This is a genomic window from Leucobacter sp. M11 (assembly GCF_035726885.1).
Lineage (GTDB): Bacteria > Actinomycetota > Actinomycetes > Actinomycetales > Microbacteriaceae > JAPFRB01.
The window spans coordinates 182,270-186,428 of sequence record NZ_JAPFRB010000003.1 but is presented as its reverse complement, the minus strand read 5'-3'; the positions used below and the strand labels follow the sequence as shown (position 1 = coordinate 186,428).

Here is a 4,159-nt window from a genome sequence, read left to right as displayed (position 1 = left end):
CCCACCGGATCCTTCCTCTTTCTCGGCCCCACCGGGGTCGGCAAGACGGAGCTGGCCAAGGCGCTCGCCGATTTCCTGTTCGACGACGAGAAGGCGATGGTGCGCATCGACATGTCCGAGTACGGGGAGAAGCACTCCGTCTCGCGGCTCGTCGGCGCCCCGCCCGGCTACGTCGGCTACGAGCAGGGCGGGCAGCTGACCGAGGCGGTGCGCCGCCGCCCCTACTCCGTCGTGCTCCTGGACGAGGTCGAGAAGGCGCACCCCGAGGTCTTTGACGTGCTCCTGCAGGTGCTCGACGACGGGCGGCTCACGGACGGCCAAGGGCGCACGGTGGACTTCCGAAACGTGATCCTGATCCTCACCTCGAACCTCGGCAGCCAGTACCTGATCGACCCCGAGCTGAGCTGGCCCGACAAGGAGACCGCCGTCCGGGAGACCGTGCGCCGCGCCTTCAAGCCGGAGTTCGTGAACCGCCTCGACGAGATGGTGATCTTCCACCCGCTCTCCGAGACGGATCTCGCGCAGATCGTGGAGCTCTACATCGATCGGATGCAGCTGCGCCTCGCCGAGCGCCGGCTCACCCTCGCGGTGACCCCGGACGCGCGCGGCTGGCTCGCCGCTCGCGGCTACGACCCCGCCTACGGGGCGCGCCCGCTGCGCCGGCTCATGCAACGGGAGATCGATGACCGGCTGGCCCGGGCCATCCTCTCCGGTCAGGTGCGCGACGGGGACACGGTTCGCGTGGACGTCGACCCGTCCGGCGAGGCCCTGACGCTCACGGCCTAGGGGAAGGCCCCGCTGGGCCCGCGGGCGCGGGGCGGCCGACCGAGATCTGCGCGGTGTGCCGGGTCGCGTTCTCGATCGCGAACGTGGCCATCCCGGGCACGTAGCGGTCATCGGCCGCCTCGACGACCCGGTCGTCTGCTCCGCGTGCGGTGCGCCGCACGCGGAGCAGGGGCGAACCCGGATCGACCGCGAGCCAGGTTGCGTCGAGCGGCTCCGCCGCGATCGCGTCGATGAGGTGCCGCGCGCGGACGGGGGCGTCGCCCTGCTCGCGCATGTGCTGGTAGATACTGCCCGAGTCGAGGTCCGCGGCGAGGAGCCCCGCGCCCACCCGCAGGGGGAACCGTGAGCGCTCCAGCATCGCGGGGGCCCCGTTCAGGGTGCGCAGGCGCACGATTTCCACCACCGGCTCGTCCGGGGCGAGCTCCAGCTCGGCCACCGCCTCCGGGCCGGCGAGGCGACGCGACGCCTCGATGACCCGCTGCCCGGGGGTCTGGCCGAGCGAGCGCGCCCACTCGGAGAAGGACATGAAGGTGTCGAAGGACTGCGGCGGGGCGCTGCGCTGGACCCGGGGCGGGGCGCCCCGGCCGCCGACGATCATCCCCTCGGCGCGCAGGGCCGCGAGGGCCTGGCGGACGGGGCCTCGGGACACCCCGAACTCCTCCGAGAGGGACTTCTCGCTGGGCACGCGCTCGCCAGCGGCCCACACCCCGGACTGGATTCGGGCGGAGATCTCGGCGTAGAGCTGCGAGTGCAGCGGCGTGGGCTCAGGCATCGCTTCAGAGTGTATCGCCCGATGAAGACAACTCCCCGCCTCGGGCGCGCCGTCGGAGTGAACACCTCGTGTCTTCCCGCGACGCGACGTGAACCCTGGGGGAACGTTGCCCCGAAAAGTTGTCAATACACCTTCCGGTTCTTCATGCTCGAACGGGGCCCCGCGGACGGATGACCGCCCGGTCGCCCCCGCAAGAACCCCGTTGCCTCGAGTGAAGGAGCCCTGTCCCACCATGAATCATCGCCCCCCAACGACGCGCGCCCCGCATCGCACCCGCCTGGCCGCGGGCGGCCTGCTGCTCGCCCTCGGCGGCAGCCTCATCGCCGCCCCCGCCCAGGCGGCCCCGCCGTCCGTCACCCAGGACTTCTCCGAGGCGCCCGGCCCCCTGGCGGCCCCGGCCGAGTGGTCAATCGAGAACGAGAACGTCGCGGGCATGCGCGACGGCTGGCAGGGCTGGAGCTTCCACGACAGCGCCGAGGTGGTCCGCGAGTTCGGGGCCGGAGGGAGCCGCAACGGCTTCGCCCGCGGCTCCGGCCTGCACGCCGTGGTGCAGTCCGATAGCAACCGGCCGAGCTCCGGCGCGTTCTCCTCGACGCTCTGGTCCGCGCCGCTCACCCTCGCGGAGGACGCGGAGGCGGTGCGGGTCGCCTTCGACAGCCACTACCGGCAGGGACAGGCCCCGCAGAACGCCCAGCTCATGGTCCAGTTTGATGACCAAGCGCCCGTCGAGGTCGAGCGCTTCGCCGCGGACCGGCTGAACCAGGCGGTCACGGCCTCGGCCGACGTCCCGGAGCACGCCGAGACGGCCCGATTCGGCTGGGCGTATCGGCAGAGCTCGAACAACTGGTACTGGATGGTCGACAACGTGGAGATCACGGAGGCCGCGGCCCAGGACCGGCAGCCGACCGTGCTCAGCGCGGCCAAGCCCGTCGCGGAGCCCGGTCAAGATCTCACCGTGCGCCTCGGCGGCCTGAGACCCGGCCAGCAGGCCGTGGTGACGCTCGGCTCCGGCGCGGAGGCGGCGAACGTGCCGGGCATCCCGGTGGCGGGGTCCGACGGCACCGTGAGCTTCCTCGTCCGGGTGCCCGCCGCGCAGCCCGCCGGGCAGCTACTCCTCTCGGTGGCGGGCGCGGGCATCGTGCCGATCACCGTGCCGGTGACCGTGATGCTCGCCGGACCGGGAGACCGCAGCACGACCGAACCGCAGCTCTGGTTTGACGGCTTCGAGGGCTATCGCGCGGGCTGGGAACGGGGCGGCGACTCCGAGTGGGCCTTCGGCTCGCTCGACGAGCAGATCGCGGCCCACGGCACCGACCGCCGCCAGGCCTTCACCCGAGCCTCGGGAACCATCGCGGTCGCCGAGGCCGCGGGGGCCGCCTTCGCCGGGACCCTCACCTCCCCGTCGATTCCGGTGACCGGGGGAGAGGCGCTGGAGCTCCGGATGGATCACCACTTCCGCGCCCGCGGGGGTGCGGAACGGGCCACCGTGACGGCAACCTTCGACTCCGGCGAGCGCGTCGAGCTGCTGGCCCTCGCCGGGGAGACCGTCGAGAGCGCCCAGGGGCGGCTCGCCCTGACGGTGCCCGCGGGGGCCGCCGCGGTCCGTTTTGAGTTCGCGTTCGCCGCCCCCGCCGGATCCGGCTCCTGGATGCTGGACGACGCACAGCTCGTGCGCCCGCTCGCGCCGCTCGCCGCCGGGGCCGAGGCCCGGGCGGTCGTGGACATCTTCAGCGACGTGCAGGGCGCAAACGCGAGACTGCGCGATCAGGTGCTCCCCGGCTTCGCGGGCCTGCCCCAGCGCGCCGACACCATCGTCTCGAACGGCGACCTCGTCAGCCAGGGGTACGCGGATCAGTACCGGGCCTACCGGGACGCCTTCGCCGCGGGCGGCGGCAACGACTACGGCACCGTCGTCTCCACCATCGGGAACCACGAGTACTACGGGACGGGCACGGGAGCGGCCTTCCGGGAGCGCTTCCTCGACACGATGGAGATGCGCGACACCGGCGGCGAGGGCGGTCTCTGGGGCGAGGTGCTCGTGGATGACGCGCTGCCCCTGCTCTGGCTGGGCAGCGAGGGCTACGAGTACAGCGAGAAGACGGGCTCCGGCCCCTTCGTGTCGATGAGCGACCGGCAGTTCACCTGGTTGCAGGGCCGCCTCGCGCACTGGTCGGCGCAGAACACGCCCGTGCTGCTCATGAGCCACCAGGTGTTCGCCAACTCGGTCTCCGGTACCTACATCAACTTCTACAAGAACGACTTCGACCAGGACACCTCGCGCATCCAGCGGCTGCTCCAGGACAACCCCAACGTCATCGTCATGACGAGCCACACCCACTGGGCCCCGCAGTTGAACGACTGGAGCGTCGAGCAGCGCTTTGACCCCGCGCGGGCGCAGGCACCGACGATCGTCAACACGGCGGCCGTGACGAGCCAGTACGGCCCGAGCGGCGACTGGGGCGAGACCGCGGTGGGCGGGGCCGAGCCCGTGGGGCTCCAGGCCGCACTCTACGAGGACCGGGTGCGGGTCACGGCCTACGCCTTTGCCCCGAGCGGCGGCGCCGAGATCAAGCACATCGACGTCCCGCTCCCGGCCGAGGC

At 72.3% G+C, this 4,159-nt stretch carries 3 protein-coding genes; 2 read left to right on the top strand and 1 reads right to left on the bottom strand.

Annotated elements, in window-relative coordinates:
* Nucleotides 1–786 (top strand): AAA family ATPase (locus OOT08_RS09145; protein ID WP_325092344.1); only part of this gene is annotated, 786 nt, incomplete at its 5' end.
* Here OOT08_RS09145 and OOT08_RS09140 read toward each other — a convergent pair.
* Nucleotides 776–1,558, bottom strand: a complete 783-nt coding sequence (locus tag OOT08_RS09140; protein ID WP_325092342.1) for a GntR family transcriptional regulator — start codon at nt 1,556–1,558, stop codon at nt 776–778. The genes OOT08_RS09145 and OOT08_RS09140 overlap by 11 nt on opposite strands.
* 232 nt (nt 1,559–1,790) lie before the next feature.
* Here OOT08_RS09140 and OOT08_RS09135 point away from each other — a divergent pair.
* Nucleotides 1,791–4,159, top strand: a 2,369-nt coding sequence (locus tag OOT08_RS09135) for a metallophosphoesterase family protein (protein ID WP_325092341.1), incomplete at its 3' end; no start/stop codon positions are given.